At 74.0% G+C, this 15,590-nt stretch carries 9 protein-coding genes and 1 pseudogene; 7 read left to right on the top strand and 3 right to left on the bottom strand.

The window, feature by feature from the left end; all coding sequences use genetic code 11:
* Together ABZ807_RS28710 and ABZ807_RS28705 are read right to left on the bottom strand one after the other, a co-directional pair.
* On the bottom strand, positions 1-242 hold a 242-nt coding region (locus tag ABZ807_RS28710), incomplete at its 3' end, for an SAM-dependent methyltransferase (protein WP_357164630.1).
* Between the two features lie 385 nt (positions 243-627).
* Positions 628-1,176: pseudogene (locus tag ABZ807_RS28705) on the bottom strand (transposase); the annotation flags it as partial.
* 104 nt (positions 1,177-1,280) lie between these two features.
* Here ABZ807_RS28705 and ABZ807_RS28700 point away from each other — a divergent pair.
* Entirely contained in the window at positions 1,281-1,802 is a 522-nt protein-coding gene (locus ABZ807_RS28700) for a GNAT family N-acetyltransferase (protein ID WP_357164627.1), read from the top strand.
* 18 nt (positions 1,803-1,820) lie between these two features.
* On the opposite strand, the gene ABZ807_RS28695 is transcribed toward ABZ807_RS28700, so the two are convergent.
* Positions 1,821-3,119: an IS701 family transposase gene (locus ABZ807_RS28695; RefSeq protein WP_357164624.1), complete on the bottom strand. Its 1,299-nt coding sequence runs from the start codon at positions 3,117-3,119 to the stop codon at positions 1,821-1,823.
* 665 nt (positions 3,120-3,784) lie between these two features.
* Between ABZ807_RS28695 and ABZ807_RS28690 the strand changes: the two genes are divergently transcribed.
* Genes ABZ807_RS28690 through ABZ807_RS28665 form a run of 6 tightly spaced genes read left to right on the top strand, consistent with a single transcriptional unit; the run spans position 3,785 to position 15,512 of the window.
* Complete coding sequence (locus tag ABZ807_RS28690) at positions 3,785-4,594, top strand: alpha/beta fold hydrolase (protein ID WP_357164621.1); 810 nt, start codon at positions 3,785-3,787, stop codon at positions 4,592-4,594.
* Positions 4,591-11,226: a condensation domain-containing protein gene (locus tag ABZ807_RS28685; RefSeq protein WP_357164619.1), complete on the top strand. Its 6,636-nt coding sequence runs from the start codon at positions 4,591-4,593 to the stop codon at positions 11,224-11,226. Before ABZ807_RS28690 ends, ABZ807_RS28685 begins: the two co-directional genes overlap by 4 nt.
* 11 nt (positions 11,227-11,237) lie before the next feature.
* The gene (locus ABZ807_RS28680; RefSeq protein ID WP_357164616.1) at positions 11,238-12,623 is read left to right on the top strand and encodes an MFS transporter; all 1,386 of its coding nucleotides are present in this window, start codon (positions 11,238-11,240) and stop codon (positions 12,621-12,623) included.
* Positions 12,620-12,847, top strand: a complete 228-nt coding sequence (locus ABZ807_RS28675; RefSeq protein WP_357164613.1) for an acyl carrier protein — start codon at positions 12,620-12,622, stop codon at positions 12,845-12,847. The genes ABZ807_RS28680 and ABZ807_RS28675 overlap by 4 nt, the downstream gene beginning before the upstream one ends.
* Positions 12,847-14,487 carry a hypothetical protein gene (locus tag ABZ807_RS28670; protein WP_357164610.1) on the top strand — a complete coding sequence of 547 codons (1,641 nt, stop codon included), beginning with the start codon at positions 12,847-12,849 and terminating at the stop codon, positions 14,485-14,487. Before ABZ807_RS28675 ends, ABZ807_RS28670 begins: the two co-directional genes overlap by 1 nt.
* Positions 14,484-15,512: a 3-oxoacyl-[acyl-carrier-protein] synthase III C-terminal domain-containing protein gene (locus ABZ807_RS28665; protein WP_357164607.1), complete on the top strand. Its 1,029-nt coding sequence runs from the start codon at positions 14,484-14,486 to the stop codon at positions 15,510-15,512. The genes ABZ807_RS28670 and ABZ807_RS28665 overlap by 4 nt, the downstream gene beginning before the upstream one ends.
* Positions 15,513-15,590: the final 78 nt, after the last annotated feature.

Genomic DNA, 15,590 nt, shown 5'->3' with positions numbered 1-15,590 from the left:
GGTGCGGGCAGACCGGTGCCGATGTCGAGGAACTGGCGGATGCCGGCCTCCCGGGCGAGGTGCCGGATGGCCCGGCCGTGGAAGGCGCGGCCCTCACGGGCCGCGCTGCGGATCGCAGGGTACGCCTGGGCGATCCGGTCACCCGACTCCCGATCGACTGGGAAGTGGTCCTTCCCGCCGAGCCAGTAGTTCCACCGACGCGCAACCGAGACGGTGGTGGTGTCCAGTCGGGGATCTCCCAGCGGCTGGCTGGTATCGCTCGCGGGCACGGGGCCTCCGGGGGAAAACACGGACGAGGCCGCCAGGATCGGCGGTTGCAGCGACGTTCATCGTAGCGTCGCCTCAACGCTCGGAGACACCCCGTCTGGCCACCGGCCGCCCCGGTTTCAGGGTCGCGAAGCAGCTTTCCGTAGCCGCATTGTCGAAGCAAGATCCAGTACGGCCCATCGATGCCCGTACCGATGTCCGCGCGGGCAGCGGTTCCCAGTGCCCGGGGGATTGCCCGGTCGGCGGATTCGGCAGCGGCCTGCAGGTTCGGCTCGGAGCAGTACCCTGCATCGACCAGGGCCTGTTGGGGGTGGGTGCCGGCGTTGCTCGATCTTCTCCTCTTTGTCGATCAGCCCGGTCGTAGCTCATCGCCTTGTCCTTCGAAGCGTTCGCCTCCGGCTTTGTGCCGTCCAGCGCGACCCGGCCCATCTTCACCATGCCGATCCTCTGCGCCAGTCGCAGCGACTGCACGAGCAGATCGGCCAGGGCGTGAAGGTGGTGGCGGCAGAACCGGGAGATCGACCGGAAGTCCGGGACCTGATCCGCGGCCAGGTAGCGGAACGCCACGTCGTCGACGCATTTGCGCTCGATCGCTCGGGAGGAGCGGACTCCGGTGGTGTAGCCGTAGATCAGAAGCCGCAGCATCAGCCGCGGGTCGTAGGGCGGGAAGCCGCGCTTCTCGGTGAAGCTGGCCAGGATCGGCGCCAGGTCCAGGACCCCGTCGACCAGCTCGGCCACGAACCGGGCCAGATGCTCCTCAGGCAGCCAGTCGTCCTACGCTGGCGGCAACAGCAGCACCTGTTGCGGGTCGAAGGACCGGAACGTCTTATCCACCGGCGCCGCGCCCCTTGGCCGATCCGCTGCCGCAGTGACCGGTCCGACGTCGAAGAGCCCGCCCTCGTCACGCATACCGGAGCCAGCCCATAGATAAGATCACAAACCGCGGGCGGGGCGAGGTCAGGCCGGGTATTTCGATGGCGGCCCGGCCATCGCGGGTGATACTCCTCCCTGTCATGGACAATCTTGTGACAGCGCGGCTCGTACTACATGCGATCGGCGTCAGCGAGGCGGAACGCATTGTGACCGGCGAGCCGGATGACGCCGCCCGATGGGCGCCCGGATACCCATCCGAGGGCGATGTGTTCGCGGCCAAACGCTTCCTGGACACCTGCACGAACATCGGCGATCCCCGACCGTTCGGCAACTACGAGATCCGTCGCCGCGAGGACGGGCACGCCATCGGCGGCGTGGGCTTCCACGGAACTCCGGATGAGAACGGCAGCGTCACGATCGGCTATGGCCTCATCCCGTCAGTGCACGGCAACGGATACGCCTCCGAGGCTCTCCGCGCATTGCTGGCATTCGCGTGCGCACGCGGTGTCACCTGCGTGGGAGGCGACACCACCCACGGCAACATCGCGTCCCAACACGTCATGACCGCAGCCGGAATGCAGTTGATTGCAGAAGACGAGAAGCTGAAGTATTACAACATCGACTGGGCCGACAGTACCGCGAATACTGACGCACGCTCCTAGTACGGCAGCCGCCAATTGCTAATTGACCAGGGTGTAGTCGCGGTTCAGTCGGGTGCGCTGGTGGAACCAGCGTGCGCGGGCTTGGTGACGGCGTCGCCAGGTGAGCCAGTGGGTGTCGTGGCCGGGTGGTTTCGGATGGTGGAGGGCGTTGGCGAGGAGTCGTTTGATCTCGGGGACGGTCAGGGGGATCAGTCCGGGTTCGGGTGGTGGTGGCTGGTCTGGTGTGTTCGGTGGTGGTGCCTGGGTGTCAGTGCGGTCTTTGAGGTGGGCGGCGGTGACCGCGCAGACGGCGAGGGCGGCCATGACCAGCACGGTGTGCCGGGCGATCGCGGTGTAGAGGCGGGCCTGGCACTGGTCCAGGCAGAAGTGGTCCTTGCCGAACTCGAAATCTTCCTCGACCGGCCAACGCAGCCCGGCAGCGCGGATCAGCCTCGTCTTGGTCAGGATCTGCCCCTCGGGGACATGGCAGTAGTGGAAGGCCAGCTCACCGGTGCGCAGGTGACGGCGGACCAGCAGATGATGCCGCGGTGAGGCGGTGGCGATCCACGCCCAGGCGTACCAGCGCTGCCCTTTCGACCCGGGACCGGCCGAGCGGACCTCCCACCGACGGGTGTCGGCGGTCAGCAGGGTGACGGCCTGCGCGCAGGTCATCCTGTCTCCGGAGGGAAGGTTGATCATGAAGGTGGAGACGACCCGCAGTACGTACGCCTGCCCACGGGTCTCGAAGAACTCCCGCAACTGTGTGCAGTTGCCGTACACCTCGTCGCCGCAGACGACGTCGAACACCAGGCCGTCGGCGTACGCATCAGCACACAGGTCGATGGCCAACTGGCCCTTGGTACGGAACTCCACCTCCGGCGGCAGCCCCATCCCCGCAGCCGTGCGCGGGTCGCCGATGTGTTCGGCCGGGATCCACTGACGCGCCCCGATCAACGCGTGCCCCGTCCTCTCCCGAACGTAGGACAGGTGCACGGTGTTGATGCCGTTCACGACCCGACCCGCGCACCCCATGTACTGCCGCTTCACCCCACACGTCGCCTGGCCCTGCTTCGGCTGGCCCGTCTCGTCCAACGCCCCGACCACCAGCCCACGCCGCCGCCCACGCGCCGCCGCCGCGTCCAGACCCGCGGCGGCGAACCGCCGAACCTGACTCATCGCGGCCATCGTGTCCCACACCGCCCGATTCAACAACCGCTGCCTACGGTCCGGCGTGGCGTCCCCGACCTGCTCAGCGATGCTCCACCCGTTGCACTTCGGCACCTGGCTGACCAACGCCGACAGGTATCTTCCCGCGTGCTGCCACGTCTGCGTCCACACGAAACACGACCGCAACCGCGCCAACAGCTCAGCCCGTGCCCGCACCGCGCGCCTGGCCGCTACCCTGGCAGCAGCAGCCGCCTTCGATTCTGTTGTCCTCACAAACACATGATCAACAGGCGGCTGCGTCCACTTCGCACACCCCCCACCACATCCCGCCAGGTCAGACCGCCAATGGCGGCTGCCGTACTAGGCGAAACCGTCTTCGATGGGCTCTGCCCTTCAACACCAGGGGATTGCTGCGGCCGGGGGTCACTGGCGCCGAGAAGCTCGCACCCGACGCCGCGCCCAAGCGCGAGAGCATCTCCTCCGCGAAGTCCACCACCTGAGCATCGGTGAGGTAAGCGGTGAAATCGGCCGTCAGCCGAGAGCACCAGTCCGCGGTGACCCGCCAGGTGTCTTCGCCGGTCCGAGCCATGTCCAGCCATGCAACATCTGCTCAGCGGCTTCACCCCGGCCGAACGCGACGAGTTCGCCGCCCGGCTGCACCGCCTGGTCGACGTACCGCCGCCGCCGTCTGCCTGACCCGCGCCGACCGCCTCCCGAACGGACACCGCAGGGAACCCTCATCCGGCACTAAGACCCCGCTCATGGCCCCTTCCTACCGTGCAGCCGACGGCGACAGCACCGCCCGTCGCCCTCCCACGAGCAGGAACGGGGTGCTCATGCAGCCGCCAACGCCGGCCACCACCGACGCCTGGCTGGACTGCGCCGTACCCTGGCCGGCCGCCTGGCTACGCCTGGTCTGCCTGCCGCACGCCGGCGCCGGGGCCGGCACCTTCCGGCCGTGGGCCGCGCTGCTCGGCGAGCAGGTGGAGGTGTGGAGCGCGCAGCTTCCCGGCCGGGAACGGCGGCTCGCCGAGCCCCCGCTGACCACCATGGCCGAGCTGGTGCCCCCGCTGCTGGACGCCGTCACCGCGCGGGTCCGCCCGCCGTTCGCCATCTTCGGGCACAGCATGGGTGGCCTGATCGGGTACGAACTGGCCCGCCGGCTGGTCGCCCGGGGCGGCCCCGTGCCGCAGCGACTGGTGGTCTCCGCGGCCCGGCCGCCGCACCGCGCCGCCCGTACCGGCGAGGCGCACGCGCTCGACGACGCCGCGCTCACCGACTGGCTGGGCGGGCTCGGCGGGGTGCCCGAGGAGGTGCTCGCCGACGCCGCGCTGCTGGAACTGATCCTGCCGACGGTCCGCGCCGACCTGTCGGTGGTCGCCTCCTATCGGCCGGTGTCGCCGGAGCCGCTGCCCTGCCCGGTCGACGCGGTCGCCGCCGCCGACGACCCGCTGGTCGACCCGGACGAGGTGGCCGGCTGGGCCGCCTACACCACCGCCGACTTCTCGCTGACCGTCGTCCCCGGCGGCCACCTCTACCTGCACGACTCGCCACCCCCGCTGACCCGCCTGCTGGGCGGCGGTCCGGCGGTCCCGGCCGGGCCGGGCGCCGTCGACCGCACGTACGCCGAAGGGGCCACCCGATGACCCAGAACCTGCACCCGGACCTCGCCGACCTCACTCCCGAGCAGCGGGAGCTACTCGCCCTGCGTCTGCGTCGGGCCCGCACCCAGCGCCCCGACCCCGGCCCGCTGCCGCTCTCCTTCACCCAGGAACAGCTGTGGTTCCTCGACCGGCTGGAACCGGGCACCCCGGTCTACAACGTGCCGTTCGCGGAACGGATCACCGGCCCCCTCGACGTGCCGGCCCTGCACCGGGCGGTCAACGCGGTCGTCGCCCGGCACGACGCGCTGCGGGTGGTGTTCACCGAGACCGGCGACGGGGTGGCCCAGCGGGTGCGCGACACCCTGGAGCTCCCGATGCCCTTGGTCGACCTGCGGGAGCTGCCCGACGCCGAGCGGGCGGCGGCACAGCAGCGGGAGGTCACCGCGCACGGGGCCGTCTCCTTCGACCTGACCACCGGCCCGCTGCTCGCGGTGCGCGTGCTCGCCCTCGCCGACACCGAACACCTGCTGCTGGTCACCGCGCACCACATCGTCTTCGACGCCTGGTCGGCCGGGGTTTTCACCGACGAGTTGGTCCGCTGGTACGGCGAGTTCGCCGGGGGCGTACCGGCGGAACTGCCGGGGCTGCCCACCCGCTTCGTTGACCACGTGGCGGCGCGGCGGCGACCGGACGCGGTGCGGGCCGTCAACGGTCACCTCGCGTACTGGCGGGAACGGCTAGCCGGGGCGCCGCCCCGCTCCACCCTGCCGCCGGACCACCCGCGCCCGCCGGTGCAGACGCACCGCGGCGCGCGGCGGGCCTTCACCGTGGACGCCGACACCACCGCCGCCCTCGGCGCGCTCGCCCGGTCCGCCGGCGCCACCGTCAACGCGGTGACGCTGGCCGCGCTGGCCGCTCTGCTGCGCCAGGCCACCGGGCAGGACGACGTACTGCTCGGCATGCCCGCCGCCGGCCGGGCGAGCACCGACCTGGAGCCGCTGATCGGCTGCTTCGCCAACATGCTGGTGCTCCGGGTGGACGTCTCCGGCGACCCCACCGTCCGCGACCTGGTGCGGCGCATCCACCGCACGGTCAGCGAGGCTTACGCGCACCAGAAGGCGCCGTACGCGCGGGTGGTGGAGGAGGTTAGCCCGCCCCGCGACCCGAGCGTCAACCCGCTGTTCCAGGTGATGGCGACCGTGACCGACGGCGGCGAGGAGCGGCGGGGCGCGGGCGGCGCCACGTTCACCCCGGTCGCAGTGGAGAACGGGCTCACCGACTTCGACCTGTTCCTCAGCCTGACCCGGCGCGGCGAGCGGATCGAGGGGGCCGTCGACTACAACGCCGAGCTCTACCTGGACGAGACGATCGCCCGGACCGTCGGCCGGCTGTCGGAGCTGCTGGCGGCGATGGCCGCGGCGCCCGACCGGCCGCTCTCCGCGGCCGCCGGGCTGCGCCGGCACCGGCTCGCCCTGGCCGCCACGTTCACCGTCGACCCGCTGCGCGACCCGGTGCGGTTCTGGCTGGACTTCCTGCGGGTGCCGGCCGCCGTCGAGCTGGTCGGCTACGGCCAGCTCGTCGCGCACCTGCTGGCCGGCGCGGACGCCGACGCCACGGTGTGCCTGCTGCGCTGGGAGGACTGGCTGCGCCGGCAGGATCCGGCGGACGCCGAGGCGCTGCTCGACGCCGCGATGACCGACCTGGAGACGGCGGTCGGGGCGTACCGGGGGCGGACGGCGGCACCGCTGCTGCTGGTTGTGTGCCCCGGTACGCCCGGCGGCCCGGCCGCCACGCTGACCGGGCGGCTCGACGACCGGCTCGCCGTGCTCGCCGCCCGCACCCCCGGCGTGCACGTCGTCTGGGCGGCCGACCACGCAGCGACCTACCCGGTCGGCGGGCTACTCGACGGGCGCGCCGACGAGCTGGGCCATGTCCCGTACACCGCCGAGTATTTCGCCGCCCTGGGCACGGTGGTCGTCCGGGAGCTGCACCGGCTGGCCGGGCAGCCCCGGCGGACCGTGCTGGTAGACGCCGAGCGGCTGCCGATCGACCTGGTCACCGCGGCGCTGCCCGGGCACCAGGTGCGCGGCTGCCCGCCTGGGAAGCTGTCGGCCGCCGCCGCAACGGCCGGCGACCCGGCGACGGTGGTGCTGCTCGACCCCGACCCGGCGACGGTGGCGGCGGTGCGCCGGGAACACCCGGAACCGCTCGCGCTGGCCGTCCCTGAGGGCGGGGCGGAGCTGCGCGAACTGCTCGCCCACCTGTGGCCGCTGGACCCGCCGGCCGACGGGCCGGCCCGGGTGCCGGCGCTGGCCGCGCCGATCGGGTCGGAGCGGGCGGCGTACCTGGCCGAGCGGCTGAGCACGGCGGCGGCGGTGGCCGAGCGGAGCCGCCCCGTCCCGGTCCCGGGCGGCGGGGACGGCCCGGACGACGAACCGGTCCCGCCGCGCACCCCCACCGAGGATCGGCTCAGCCGCCTCTGGGCCACCGCGCTCGGCGTCGAGACGGTCGGCGTCACCAGCGACTTCTTTGGCCTCGGTGGACACTCGCTGCTCGCCACCCACCTACTGTCCCGGGTGCAGGCGGAGTTCGGCCGGGAGGTGTCGCTCCACACGCTGTTCACCCATCCCACGGTGGCCGGCCTGGCCACCGTGCTGGACGCCGAACCGGAGGCCGGCAACCCGGCCCCGCTCGCCCCCGCGCGGCCCGGCACCCCCGCCGTCGCCTCGTCGGCGCAGGCCCGGCTCTGGGCGCTGGACCAGCTCGGCGACAACGTGGTGCGGCACAACACCACCGCCGCCATGGAGTTGCGCGGCGACCTCGTCAAGGACGCGCTGCGGGCGGCGCTGCGGGACGTGGTCACCCGGCACGAGGTGCTGCGCACCACCTTCCGGGACCGGCGCGGCGAGCCGGAGCCGGTGGTCCACGACCACCTCGACCCCTGGCTGGAACCGCTGGACCTGACCGACGTGCCGGCGGCGAAGCAGGCCCGGACGCTGCGCCGGGCGGTCACCGGGCTCGCCGCGCACCGCTACGACCTGGCCACCGGGCCGCTGCTGGTGGCCCGCCTGGTCCGGCTCCCCGACCGGCGCCACCAACTGGTGCTGGGCATGCACCACATCGTCTGCGACAACACCTCGTGGAGCGTGCTGCTGACCGAACTGGCCGCCGGGTACGCCCGCCGGGTCACCGGGGTCGGCGACCCGCTGCCGCCGCTGCCCGTGCAGTTCACCGACTACGCCCGCCACCAGCGCGACTGGCTGGCCTCCCCGGCGGGGGAGCCGCACCTGGCCTACTGGCGGGAGCGGCTGGCCGACGCGCCGCCGCTGCTGGAGCTGCCCACCGACCACCCCCGCCCGGAGGAACGCTCCGACGTGGCCGGCTACCAGTCCCGCCGGCTGCCGGCCGGGCTTGGCACGGCGGTCCGCGAGCTGGCCCGCGCCGACGGGGTCACCCCGTTCGCCGTGCTGCTGGCCGGGTTCGCCGCCCTGCTGCACCGGGAGAGCGGGCAGGCCGACCTGGTGCTCGGGGTGCCCACCGCCGGGCGGGAGCGGGCCGAGCTGGCCCCGCTGGTCGGCTGCTTCGCCGACCTGCTGCCGCTGCGGGTGGATGTGGCCGGCCGGCCCACCTTCCGGCAGCTCGTCGCCCGGGCCTACCGGATCGCCCGGGACGCCTATCAGCATCAGGGGCTGCCGTTCGGGACCATCGTGGAGGCGCTGCGGCTGCCCCGGCAGGCCGCGTACCACCCGCTGTTCCAGTGCGTGCTGAACGTCATCGACCTGCCGGACGACCTGCCAGAGTTCCCCGGCCTGGACGCCAGCCCGGTGGAGGTGCCCAGCGTCGGGGTCGACTTCGACCTCTTCCTCAGCCTCACCTGGCAGGACGAGGAACTGCACGCCGACCTGGCGTACAGCGCGGACCTGTTCACCCCGGAACGGATGACAACGCTGCTGACCGGGCTCGGCCAGGTGCTCGACGAGGGGTTGCGCCGCCCTGACGCCCCGCTCGGCGGGGAACGCCGGGACGCCCCGGTGACCGCCCGTCGGACGCCCGAACGGACGGCCCCCCGGCTGGTGGTCGGCGGCACCCTCGACGTCGCCAGGCTGCCCGCCGTGGTGCGGTTCTGGACCGAGCTGCTGGGCCTGCCACACCGCTGCGTGGCGCTGCCCGCCGGTCCGCTGCTGCGGCTGCTGCGCGAGCCGGCCACGGCCGGGCTGGCCACCTCGGCGCGGGACCACAACACCCTCCTGCTGCGCTGGGAGGACCGGCTCCCCGCCGGCCCGCTCGGCACGGCGACGGTGAGGTTGCGCGACTACCTCGCCGAACTGGAGGTCGCGCTGGACAGCTACCGCCAGCGCAGCGCCGCCCCGCTGACCCTGCTCGTCGCGCCCGCCTCGGCCGGGTTCCTGAGCCGACCCTGGGCGGGGATCTTCACCGAGCTGACTGGCCAGCTGCGCGACGGCCAGGCCGGCCGGGCCGGGGTGGAGGTGCTGCCGCTCGACGCCTGGGCCCGGCGCTACCAGGTGCCCCCGTCCGGCGACGACGGCGACGAGCTGACCGCGGTCACCGGCACGGTGCTGCTGCGGCGGGCGCTGCGGCACCGGGCGGTCGGGCTGCTGGTCGTACCGCCCGGGCCGGCGGAGCGGCAGGCGGGGCTGGCGCGGCTGCTCGCGGCGCAGGCCCACGCCGGGCGCCGGGTGCTGCTCACCGCGGCGCCCGCCGGCCCGGAACTCGCCGCGCTGGTCACCGCCGGCCTGATCGGGTACGACGAGGAGCCGGCCGCCCCGGACAAGCACACCCTCCTGGTGCACCCGGACCCGGCGGGCGCGGCCGAACTGGCCGCCCGGCACCCCGCCGCGGTGGTGCTCGGCTGCGACCCGGAGCGCGGGCCGGTCGACCTGCTGCGCGGCCTGTGGCTGCTGGACGGCCCGGCGACCGACCCGGGCGGCCCGGCCGATCCGCTGTCGGCCGACCTGCTCGCCGAGGTCGCCACCGAACTGGCCGACGCGACCGCCGTACGGGCCGCCGTCACGGGCGGCTACCGGCGCCAGGCCGACCGGGCCGCCGCCCAGCCCCGCACCGAACGGGAACGGCAGCTCCTCGCCATCTGGTCCGACCTGCTGCGCGCCGGTCAGCTCGGCATCCACGACGACTTCTTCGTTGCCGGCGGGGACTCGCTGCTGGCCATGCAACTCGTCGCCCGGTGCGCCGAGGCGGGCATCGAGGTGACCCCCCGGCAACTGGTCCGCCACCCCACCGTCGCCGAACTCGCCGGCAGCCTCGGCGCGGCCGTCCGAGTCGACGCCGAGCAGGGCGTCGTCACCGGCGACGCGCCGCTGACCGGGGCGCAGCGCTGGTTCACCGACATCGTCGGCGCCAGCATGGCCCGGCCGTCGCTGTTCAACCACCCGTACTACCTTCAGCTCGCCCGGCGGCTCCCGGCCGACCTGCTCGGCGAGGCGGTCCGGCTGCTGGTCGCCCACCACGACGCGCTGCGGCTGCGGTTCACCCGGCTGCCGGCCGGGGGCTGGCGGCAGCACCACGCCGACCCGGCCGACGCGGTGCCCTTCACCGGCCACGACCTCACCGGCACCCCAGTTGTCGAGCGGGAGGCGGCGGCCGAGTCGCTGGCCGCGGCCACCCAGACCGGCCTGGACCTCACCGCCGGCCCGCTGGTCCGGGTGGCGCACCTGCGGCTCGGCCCGGAACTGCCCGACCGGCTGCTCATCGTCGCCCACCACCTGGTCGTCGACGCGGTCTCCCGGGGTCTCCTCCTGGCCGACCTGGAAACCCTCTGCGGGCAGCTCGACCGGGGCGAACCGCCGGCGCTGGCGACGAAGAGCACCTCCTACCGGGCCTGGGCGCATCGGCTCGCCGCCCACGCCGGCTCGGACGAGCTGCGCGCCGAGCTGCCGTACTGGCTGGCGCAGGCCGACGACGGCACGCTGGCCCGGCTGGCCGACGTGCCGGGCACCGGGCCGACCCGCCTCGGCGACCTGGGGCTGGCCTCCACCGTCCTGGACGAGCCGGCCACCCGGGGGCTGCACGCCGCCGCCCGCCGGCTGCGCACCAGCGTGCGGGACCTGCTGGTCTGGGCGGTGGCGGCCACCGTCGGCGAACGCACCGGCGGCGCGGTCACCGTGGCCACCACCGGGCACGGCCGGGAACCGCTCTTCGACGACGTCGACACCTCCCGGACCAGCGGCTGGTTCCAGGTGCTCTACCCGGTTCGGCTGGAACTGCCGAAGACCGCCGACCCGGCCAGCGCGGTCCGCTCGGTGATCCGGCAGCTCGGCCGGGTGCCGCACAACGGCATCGGCTACGGCCTGCTGCGCCACCTCTGCCCCGACGGGGAGGTCCGCGGCCGGCTCGCCGGGGTGCCGGCGCCGGCCGTCGCCGTCAACTACATGGGCGGCTTCGGCTTCGACGACGTCTCCCCCGCCAACCAGCTCTTCGAGGTCTGCCCGGCCCCCTTCGGCCCGACGGAGGACCCCACCGGGCACTGGCCCTTCCCGTTCGACGTGACCGGCTCGCTGACCGGCGCCGCGCTCCGCGTCGATCTCAGCTACGCCACCCCGGCCTTCCGGCCGGAAACCGCTGATCATCTGCTCGACGGCATCCGGACCAGGCTGCTGCGCCTGGCCGGAGACCACGGGCAACCGCCACGGCAGTAGGAGGATCCCCCATGGCGTTCCGCCGTCCGTCCCGGTTCGCCGGGTTCACCACGATCTGGTTCGGCCAGCTGCTGTCGGCGCTGGGCACCCGGATGACGAACTTCGCCCTGAGCATCTGGGTGTGGGACGCCACCGGCCGCGCCACCGACCTGACCATGCTGATGGCGTTCGCCTTCGGCGCCACCGTCATCTTCAGCCCGATCGCCGGGGCGCTGGTCGACCGGTGGAGCCGCCGGCTGACCATCGTGCTCAGCGACATCGGCTCCGCCGTCACCACCGGTGTGCTGCTGCTGCTCTTCCTCACCGGCTCGGTCGAGGTGTGGCACCTCTACCTGGTCAACCTCGTCACCGGCGCCTTCCTGGCGTTCCAGCTCCCCGCCTATCAGGCGACCATCACGGTGATGATGGAGAAGGGCCAGTACCCGCGGGCCAATGCGATGATGTTCGCGGTCCGGACCATCCCGGTGATCTTCGCGCCCGGCCTGGCCGCCACGCTGCTCGGGGTGCTCGACATCAAGGTCATCCTGCTGGTCGACGCGCTGTCCTACCTGGTCGCCATCGGCGCGGTGCTGCTGGTGAAGCTGCCGCCGGTGCCCCGGGAAGCGCACGACGACGGCGGGTTCTGGTCGGACACCGTGCACGGCTTCCGCTTCATCCTCGCCAGCCGGGCGTTCACCGGCCTGGAGGCGATTCTCTTCGCCATCAACGTCCTCGCCGCGGTCGGCTTCGCCCTGCTGGTGCCGCAGATCCTGGCCCGCACCGACAGCAGCACCAACGCCCTCGGCCTGGTGCAGACCATCGGCGCGATCGGCGGCGTAGCCGGCGCCGGCCTGCTGGCCCTGCTGCCGAACACGCGGCACAAGATCCGCCGGATGCTCATCGCCATCCTGGTCTTCAGCATCCTCGGCCGGATCATCTACGGCGTCGCCGACTCGGTGCTGATCTGGTCGATCGCCCTGCTCTTCCTGCACCTGTCCATCCCGTTCATCGACGGCTACGCCCAGTCGGTCTGGCAGGAGAAGGTGGCGCCGGCCGCCCAGGGCCGGGTCTTCGCCGCCCGGCAGTTCATCGAGGACCTGGCCTACCCCGGCGGCACGGCGCTGGCCGGCATCGCCGCCGACCGCTGGTTCGAGCCGATGATGCGCGAGGACGGATCGGGCGCCTCGGCCTTCGGTTGGCTGGTCGGCACCGGACCGGGCGCCGGCATGGGGCTGATCTTCGTGATCGTCGGGATCCTCGGCATCGGCGTCGCCGTCGCCGGGTTCGCCTCCCCGAGCATCCGCCGAATGGAGACCGACCTGCCCGACTACGACGAGCCGACCGCCGGGCCGGCGCCGCTGCCCGCGCCCACCGGCACCGACGAGCTGACCGACGACCGTCAGGTGGTGGCCAAGTGACGCTCACCGAGGTGGTGGCCGGGGTGCTGGAGGTCGACCCGGCGGAGGTGACCGACGAGTCCGGGCCGGACTCCATCGGCACCTGGACCAGCCTGCGGCACCTGCAACTGGTGGTCACGCTTGAGGAGGTCTACGGCGTCTCCTTCGCCTTCGAGGAGATCCGCGACGTGCGCAGCGTCCGTACGCTGCGCGACGTGCTGCGGGCCAAGGGGACGGAGGCGTGATGCCGCCCACCGCCGAACTGTTCGCGCTGCGCGACCGCTGGCAGCGCGTCGAACGGGAGGGGCACCGGCCGCTGCTGCGGGTCACCCTGCTGGCCAGCTACACGGTGGACCCGCTGGTGCCGTACCTGGGGCTGGCGCTGCACGACGCGGGGCTGCCGGCGACGCTGCGGGTCGGGCCGTTCAACCAGGTGGTCCAGCAGTGCCTGGCCACCGACGGCTTCCTCACCACCGCCCGCCCCGACGTGCTGGTGGTGGCGGCCCGGCCGGAGGAGGCCGGCGACCCCGGGCCGGCCGGCGCCGGCTGGGCCGAGGAACTACTCGCCGGGGCGGAGGCGGCCCTCGCCGCCGCCCGCCGGCACGGCGCCCTGCTGGTGTACGTCCTGCCGGCCGTCCCGGCCGCCCGGCCGTACGGCGCCGGTGACGCGGCGTACAGCGGTGGGGTGGCCGCCGCCGCCACCGCCGCCCGGGAACGGCTGCGGGAGCGGCTGGCCGGCGACCCGTGGGTGCTGCTGGTCGACGCGGAGGAGGCGGTCCGCGCGGTCGGCGGTCGGCGGGCGTACCACCCGGCGCTGTTCCGGTTCGCCAAGGTGCCGTATACCGAGGAGGTCTTCGCCCGGCTCGGCGCCGATACCGGCGGGCTGCTGCGCAGCTGGTACGGCGCGGGCTGCCGGGTGCTGGTGCTCGACGGCGACGGGCTGGCCGACGCCGGCCGGGCCGGCTGGACGGAGCTGCTGCCGGTGCTGCGGGAGCTGCGCGACACCGGGCTGCGGCTGGCGCTGCACGCCGGCGGGCCCCGATGCTGGGCGACCGTGGCGGCCGACTGCCCGGAGCTGCTGGGCCTGCTGGACGGCTGGGTGACCGACGACCGGCCGCTCGCCGCGCAGCTCACCGAGATCGCCGCCGACCTGGACGCCGTCCCGGCGCAGCTCGCCGTGGTCGGCACCGGCCCGATCGAGGCCGACGGGACGGGCCGCTGGCGGACGGTGGCGCTCGGCGGCGACCCGCGCGCCTGGGCGGGCGAGCTGACGGCGGCCGGGCTGACCGACCGGGCCCCCGCCCGGCGTTGGACCGGGGCGCCCGGCCGGCGTGGCCCGGACGGCACGGAGCCCGCCGGGCTCTCCCTGGACGACTTCGTGGCCAGCCTGGACGTGCGGGTGGAGTGCCGGCCGGTCGAACCCGCCGAGGTGGCTGAGATGGCCGAGCTGGTGGCCCGGGCGCGCGACTTCGCGCTGGGTCCCGCGCCGGCCGCCGACGCGCTGGCCGCCCGGGCGGCCGGGCTGCTGGCGGTGCGGGTCCGCGACCGGCTCGGCGACTACGGCACCGCCGGCCTGCTCGGCGTGGACCGCGTCGGGGACCGGTGGACGGTGGACATCTTTTCCCTCTCCTGCCCGGTGCTCGGCAAGGACGTCGAGACGCGGGCGCTGCGCGAGGTGGCCCGGCGGGCGGCCGAGGCCGGCGTCGGCGAGGTGCTGGTCCGCTGGGCCGACACCGGGCGCAACGGCGCGGCGGTCGGGTTCCTCGCCACCCTGGACGCGGCGACGCCCGACCCGGCGGTCCGGGTCCGGGCGGTCCGGGCCGGCTCACCCGACGACCCCGTGCCGTCCACCCCGGGCGGGTCGACCGTGGGAGCGTCCTGGTGACCGCGCCACCGGTCGCCGTGGGGGTGGCCGCGCTGGCCCACGTCCTGGGCGAGCCGGTCGACGTGGCGACCGCCGCGCCGGCGTACACCAGGGAGCTGGACCGGGTCCGCGCCTGGGAGTACCGCACCTTCCACCGGTCCGGCGACGGTGTCGGCGTCACCGACCTGGCGGTGGTGGCCGGCGGCACCGCGCTGGACCGGGCGGGACTGTCCGCCGCCGACGTGGACCTGGTGGTGCTGGCCGTCCCCGACCTGACCGAGTACCTGTACTGGGACGCGGCGGCGCACACCCAGGCCCGGCTGGGCGCGCACCGGGCCGAGGCGGTGCTGCTCAACCAGGCGTGCGGGGGCGGGGTGGCCGCGTTCGACACGGTCGCCGGCCGGTTCGCCACCCATCCGGCGTACCGGACCGCGCTGTTGATCGGCGCCAACCGGGTCTGCGAGCCGTACTGGAACCGGATGGAGATCAACACCAGCGTCTTCTCCGACGGGGCCGCGGCGGTCGTGCTGGTCCGCGACCACGACCGGTGCCGCTGGCTGGCCACCGAAACCATCTCCGACGGCCGGTACGCCGGCTTCATGCGGATGCCGGTGGGCGGCGCCGCCGAGCCGTTCACCGCCGCCGGCGGCACCCCCCGGGTCGGCGACCCGGCCGAACGGCTCAACGAGTTCTTCGCCGGCGACGTGCGGCAGATGTTCCGCTTCGTCGCCACCATCCGGGAACGCAACCGGGGGGTGGTCGAGGCGGCCTGCGCGCGGGCCGGGGTCGACCTGGCCGAGGTACGCCGGTTCGTGCACTTCCACGACAACGCCCGGCAGTTCGCCGAACTGGCCAAGGACCTCGGCGTCGACCTGGACCGGACCAACGTCGAGCTGGCCCTGGACCACGGCCACGTCGGCTGCGCCGACCAGCTCATCGGGCTGGAGCACCACCTGGACCACGGAGAGCTGACCGACGGCGACCTGGTCGCCCTGACCAGCACCGGCAGCGGCATGCACTGGGTCTGCACTCTGCTGAGGGTCTGAGCACCGGCGCGAGTCCGGCCGGGAACCCGGGCGGGCGGCGCGCCCGGACCGGCCCGAGCGACGACGACCCGCCCGACG

Origin of the sequence: Micromonospora sp. NPDC047548 (genome assembly GCF_040642975.1) — a bacterium.
GTDB lineage: Bacteria > Actinomycetota > Actinomycetes > Mycobacteriales > Micromonosporaceae > Micromonospora.
The sequence above is the reverse complement of the archived record's forward strand: the minus strand, read 5'-3'. Positions and strand labels throughout refer to the sequence as shown.

Bases quoted from the DNA above. Each gene is read 5' to 3' on its own strand.
- ABZ807_RS28700 (WP_357164627.1), top strand. From the start codon at position 1,281: ATGGACAATCTTGTGACAGCGCGGCTCGTACTACATGCGATCGGCGTC.
- ABZ807_RS28690 (WP_357164621.1), top strand. From the start codon at position 3,785: ATGCAGCCGCCAACGCCGGCCACCACCGACGCCTGGCTGGACTGCGCC.
- ABZ807_RS28685 (WP_357164619.1), top strand. From the start codon at position 4,591: ATGACCCAGAACCTGCACCCGGACCTCGCCGACCTCACTCCCGAGCAG.
- ABZ807_RS28680 (WP_357164616.1), top strand. From the start codon at position 11,238: ATGGCGTTCCGCCGTCCGTCCCGGTTCGCCGGGTTCACCACGATCTGG.
- ABZ807_RS28670 (WP_357164610.1), top strand. From the start codon at position 12,847: ATGCCGCCCACCGCCGAACTGTTCGCGCTGCGCGACCGCTGGCAGCGC.